The sequence below is a fragment of the Oleiphilus sp. HI0043 genome (assembly GCF_001634935.1).
Genome location: NZ_LWEY01000568.1, coordinates 1 through 659, shown reverse-complemented (window position 1 = coordinate 659; position 659 = coordinate 1). Strand labels below are relative to the sequence as shown.

2 protein-coding genes are annotated in these 659 nt (G+C 45.5%); both read right to left on the bottom strand.

The features are described 5' to 3' along the window. Positions 1–434, bottom strand: a 434-nt coding sequence (gene ccsA, locus A3729_RS07120) for a cytochrome c biogenesis protein CcsA (protein ID WP_197475648.1), incomplete at its 3' end; no start/stop codon positions are given. A gap of 48 nt (positions 435–482) precedes the next feature. Next, positions 483–647 carry a heme exporter protein CcmB gene (locus A3729_RS07115; RefSeq protein WP_082882037.1) on the bottom strand — a complete coding sequence of 55 codons (165 nt, stop codon included), beginning with the start codon at positions 645–647 and terminating at the stop codon, positions 483–485. Between the last annotated feature and the right edge of the window lie 12 nt (positions 648–659).

Genomic DNA, 659 nt, shown 5'->3' with positions numbered 1-659 from the left:
GAGATCACACCAAAGTATAGAAACAGCAAAATAAGCATGGCGGTGAGCCGTGCATCCCATACCCACCATGTACCCCAGGTTGGCTTGCCCCAAACCGCACCAGTGAATAAAGCTAAAAAGGTAAATGCCGCACCAATTGGTGCAGCGGAAGAAATAAATATATCAGCAATTTTCATGCGCCAAACAAGAGATACTAGAGCAGCTGAAGCCATCATCATGTAGCAAGATTGAGCGAGAATCGCGCTTGGCACATGCAGGTAAATAATTCGGAAGCTGTTTCCTTGCTGATAATCAGGTGGAGCAAAAGCCAGGCCCCATGTAACCCCTGCTGTTATTAAGCCAAGTGCTGCAATCAGAAACCAGGGATAGTACTGTTTCGAAATATCATAGAACCACTTCGGCGAACCAAGCTTGTGAAAAAATGTCCATTTCATGGAGTTACTTCTTAACTAGCATAGATTGATTAAAATACTCGAGCTTCATTAGTTTGAAACACTCATCCGTAGTGCGGCAGCAGACGCAAAGGGCGAAAGTGTAACCGCTAGCACCAGCATGATACCGATAATTGCGAGGTGCCCGCCAACTGGTAAACCGTCAATACTGGCCTGTACCGTACCGGTACCAAATATTAGCACTGGTATAGTCAGTGGTAAGACTAA